At 30.7% G+C, this 4,863-nt stretch carries 4 protein-coding genes and 1 pseudogene; 1 reads left to right on the plus strand and 4 read right to left on the minus strand.

All coding sequences use genetic code 11. The features are described 5' to 3' along the window. From FYJ58_RS14315 to FYJ58_RS14330, 4 genes and pseudogenes are all read right to left on the minus strand, one after another. A pseudogene (locus FYJ58_RS14315) lies at nucleotides 1-202 on the minus strand (hypothetical protein); the annotation flags it as partial. 13 nt (nucleotides 203-215) lie between these two features. After that, a complete protein-coding gene (locus FYJ58_RS14320; RefSeq protein WP_154520362.1) occupies nucleotides 216-893 on the minus strand; it encodes a glycogen-binding domain-containing protein in 678 nt (225 codons plus the stop codon). A gap of 514 nt (nucleotides 894-1,407) precedes the next feature. Beyond that, entirely contained in the window at nucleotides 1,408-2,319 is a 912-nt protein-coding gene (locus FYJ58_RS14325; RefSeq protein ID WP_154520363.1) for a hypothetical protein, read from the minus strand. Continuing rightward, nucleotides 2,312-4,369: an AAA family ATPase gene (locus tag FYJ58_RS14330; RefSeq protein WP_205839284.1), complete on the minus strand. Its 2,058-nt coding sequence runs from the start codon at nucleotides 4,367-4,369 to the stop codon at nucleotides 2,312-2,314. The genes FYJ58_RS14325 and FYJ58_RS14330 overlap by 8 nt, the downstream gene beginning before the upstream one ends. A gap of 127 nt (nucleotides 4,370-4,496) precedes the next feature. On the opposite strand from FYJ58_RS14330, the gene FYJ58_RS14335 reads away from it, so the two are divergent. Continuing rightward, nucleotides 4,497-4,863 (plus strand): transposase zinc-binding domain-containing protein (locus tag FYJ58_RS14335; RefSeq protein WP_205839285.1); only part of this gene is annotated, 367 nt, incomplete at its 3' end.

Consider the following 4,863-nt stretch of genomic DNA (forward strand, 5'->3'; position numbering starts at 1 on the left):
TCGGTGCCGGTCTTGATACTGCTTTTGGTGTTGGCTTTGGTGCTGGTCTTGATACTGCTTTTGATGTTGGCTTCGGTGCTGGTCTTGATACTGCTTTTGGTGTTGGCTTCGGTGCTGGTCTTGATACTGCTTTTGGTGTTGGCTTCGGTGCTGGTCTTGATACTACCCTTGTTTTAGGTGCTACATTTCTCGAAATTTTCATAATTTTTTCTCCCTTATACCAGTTGACTTCTCATTACACGATTCATTGACTCAATTGTAAACAAATCTTCTAATATGTATTCTCCATCAACAAACAATTTCAAACTCCAAGTTCCATACTCTCCGGCTCCCATTACTTCTTGGGTATCAAGCCAAAACCATAATGTAATCTCTTCTTGTTCGTTATCAGCACATAACGCATTTTCTGCATATTCAAATAATGTTCCATCCGGTGCATACCAAGCTGCCGTTACAGCATGAACCCCTGTTACATTCTGAAAGCGAAATCTTGCTACTACTTTTTTATCTGCTACTACGTTATAATACTTTTTACTTTTTACAACCTCCCCTTCTGTTACTAATGGTGAAAGCGTATAGTCACTGACATGAACTGTATATTGATTTGGATTAAATAATCTTCTCCCATCTTCATCAATCATAATGAGCGACCAAAGTGTATCATCCCCATCTTGTTCAAATAAATTATTATATGGGTCATTCAGTTGTATTTCTCCATTAACCAACAATTTATAACGATACTCCCCTGGAGGACACTCTGTTTCATAAATCCAACTGTTTCCCTCCTTTCTCATCTTCCCCTCTTCCCAATTGAATTTGTTAAAAGTACCTATTACTGAGATATCTTGTATATCCCAATAAGGATTGTCATCATACCGCACTGTTACATTCACTTTTCTCCACCTCTTTTGTTAATTTTTAAATTTACAGATAACATCGATGTTTTTCTTTTCTAAAAGATTACACTTTATAGTTTGGAAAAGTTTTACATCAATTTTAATTATAAAATGATTTTCAAATACTTCAAGTCCTATTTTTTGGCTATTTTTGAATAAATATGTGGAAAATAAAATTCCCTTGGTTTTGGTTCAGACTACCAATTCATTGAGAAATTGCCTATGTAATAAAAAATAACCCCTAAACTTCCCTTATGAGACTGTTTAAGGCTTATTGCATCTACAGGTTGTAGCCCTCTTGTAGGGCGTCCCCTCCAACAAAGTTACTATATTATAGATATAATATTCAAAATATAAACAAAAAAGTTATTCTTCTATAAGTTTCACAAAATCATCTAGCAAAATTATTTTTGTTCTTTATTTGCCCTTGGAAATAGTAATCTAGAATTCACCCACGATGCTCTGATAAAATATCAGGAAATGGCTTATATAAATTTATCTCATAACATAATTAATCATTATTTATAAACTCGTTCATAATATCCAAATTAAACTTTGACAACACTCGATTTAAATGATTATCTGTATAACCAAAAATATATGACATAATTTCTTCATCATCTAATTCAAATTCTTTTTTTAATTGATTTTGATATAAGCTGTCATATGCTCTTGATTTTATTATAATTTCCTGAGCATTCTGTTTTAATTGTTTATATCTGTTTTCCAAATCAAATAACTTTATTTCTTCCAAATCTTCCTCTGTTGCTTCATATTTATCAATTGTAATATGAAAGTTTTGTGATTTCCCCTGTAAATAATCCAAATCTACTTTTTCATCAAATTCTGTCCTAAACTTAATATTACTCTTTACTTTACAATTATACGGGTTAACAAGCTTTCCTTTTTGAGATGATTTCAGCTGATTACAAACCTTGCAAACCGGAATCATATTATATAAACAAACTACTAATTCCGGATATGTGCTTTTATCGTAAAAATGGTCTAAATCTCCCCAGAATCGCACTTTATTTTCTTTCTCATATACTACATTTATATGATTTTGATTGCAATATGGGCATACTGTCATTCCAAGTATATTAACAATTTTTGCTGCCTGTGAGTTTCTATAATTTACATATCTTGCAAATAAAAAATCTTTCGTGCTTTTTTTTAAAGAAGCATTACTCTCTCTTATTTTATCAATACGTTCTTTTATAATTTCTAATTCACTGTAATCCGATAAAAGGAATTTTTTTATAGCAGCCTTCAAATCCTTTGTTCCATTTAATACTAACTCTCTCATTGTTTTGTCATTTTTAATAGTTTCTATTAACTTTTCTATATGATATTTACAAATCCAGTCCCAATATATATTCTCTATTTTATTCTTTTGGCTTTCAGATAAAGGTATCTTAATCATTTTTTTCTAATATTTCCCTGACTTTTAATAATTTATTTTCATCTTTTTCCGTCAACAACATATTTATCAAATTATTTTTATCATGGGCTTTTTTTTCATATAATTGCATAATTTTCTTTTTAATCGTTTTTTCGCCCACTCGATCAATAATATTTTTAATCCATTCCAGCTTTTCCTCCCCAATCTCTTCCTTTTCATTTAGAATTTGTACTATATTCTTTAACTGCCTATATGAATATTCTCCAAATGTATTTTCAAGCATAAAGGAATCCATTAATAAATAATAGATATTCGTGGCATATGTGTCTTTATTATTTATGATTTTTCTTTTTCCATTTTCAGTATCAATTGAATATACATATTCAGGTAGTATATCCGTAACTATAAAAGGGGAATGACTTGACAATATAATCTGAATATTTCTATCCTGACATTTATTGATACTATCCAGTAATGTTGCTAAAAATCTTCTGGCTAATTCTGGATGTAATGCTCTATCTGGCTCATCAATTAACAGCACTAAACTATCACCTGGCTGTATGGTATAAATTGCAGATATAGCTTTTGAAATAATGTCTAAAAAGACACGTTGTCCCTCTGACATCTTAGGAAAGCTAACACTTAATATTCTAGAAATACGATTACTCCCCTGTTCATTATTTCTTATTTTGAAATAATAATCGTATTTCCTTAACAGCTCAATTATCTTTTCGTTTATTTTTCCCGATTCACATTTAATTCTTATTGACCTCTTGCCGACAAAATATGATTTTGGAAGTTCTTCTAACAAATTCAAAATTTCAGTGACTGCATGTCTGTCAAAAATATTTATTGTACCACTTGCTGCAATTTCCACCCTATTTAATGTATATTCTAATACAGCTTTCAAATCAATTTTTCCATTTTCTGTCCGACTATTTTGAATTTTATATAACAAAAGTGCATACTCTTCTTGAAAATCCATAATTTCTGTTAATCCATTTATGACTTCTGTTTTTAACTTCTCATCCAATTCACTTATAGCTCTCTCTACATCAGCTAAACTCATATCCGCTCTATTAACATCAATTCTTTTCCCTTCATTTTCACTCCATCCTACAAATTGTTCTAAAAAATAGTATTCTATTGCTTCTGCACAAAAGGTTTCCAGAAAAATCTCTTTTTTGCTCCGTGAATCTTTTTTAATTTTCTTTTTATTAAACTTTTTTTCAATTTCAATTTGCACATTGCTCTTTAAGTCAAATTGAGCATCTAATTCTCTTTTTTTATGATGCAGATAATCCCCCCTGCTTTTATCAGAGTCTAACATATGCTCATCAATTTTTATACTGTTCTCTATCGTAATATTTTTTTCTTGTAACAGTTCATTATTTATATCTTTTAAGTAAATAAAATACTTGTACAAATGTTCATAGTTGCTTCCTTCCAGATAATATCTTCTTTCAAACATGTAATCCTCATAATATTCTCGATACCTATTACTAATCCTGTTATTATATTTATCAGAAGTAATATAAGCATATTCCAATTTGCTTCTAATATCCTGGTTCCCCAACCACTGGACCATGATATTGTCACAGTATTTAAATACTTCATTTTCTAATTTAAAAATGTTTCCCATAGGCAATTTGTACAATGCACTTTCTGCATTCTCATTTTGCATATCAATATTAGATATTCTATCCTTTCCACTTAAAAAGTTATAGTCTACAAACTCAAAACCAAAATAATCATCATATAAATGATAAAGAATAAAATATGAATATTTTATATCTCTTTTTCTTGATTTTCTTTGATATGTATCAGAGATTCTGTCTTTTCTATTCATTCCCAATATATCTAATAATGTAGATTTTCCCACTCCATTCTTCCCTAAAAACATAACTACATTATTTATATTGTCTCCATAGTATTTTTTTACTGATTTCTTGTTTTTTTCAATAAGCAACTGATTATTTTTCATTGTAGCTATATAATTTGACGAAAAATTAAATTCTACATTTTCAAAAACTTCTTCATATTTTTTTATGTATAAATATATAAGTTCCACTGTACCTCCCATGACCTTTGCATATTTTTGTTATAAAAAAGTGTCTTCGACACTTCAACTCCCCTGCCCTCAATCTTGAGGGAATTTAGGGGTTTCTTTTTGTTAATTTTTCCTGCATAATAGGGTTATGAATATCTTACAAAGAATCTTTACCGACTATTATGAAGAAATTAAGTATACTCTTCATCCCAGAGATACTGAGATGGAAAATATCGATAAGATGATCCACTGTGGTGATCCTTCTTTTGGCGGTGCCATGTATGGCTGCCCTCACTGCGGAAACCTTAAATTTGTTCCTTTCCGTTGTCACAGCCGGTTCTGTCCTACCTGCGGCAATAAATATGCCATGGAACGTACTACCAGTATGTCCTTTAAGCTCGTTAACGTACAGCACCGCCACTGCGTTTTCACTATTGATGAAAACCTTCGTGACTTTTTCCTGAAAGACCGTTCCTTACTGGATTGTCTCTTCCATTCTGTCTCCTGTGTCGTCT

Source organism: Velocimicrobium porci, assembly GCF_009696045.1.
GTDB classification, from domain to species: domain Bacteria; phylum Bacillota; class Clostridia; order Lachnospirales; family Lachnospiraceae; genus Velocimicrobium; species Velocimicrobium porci.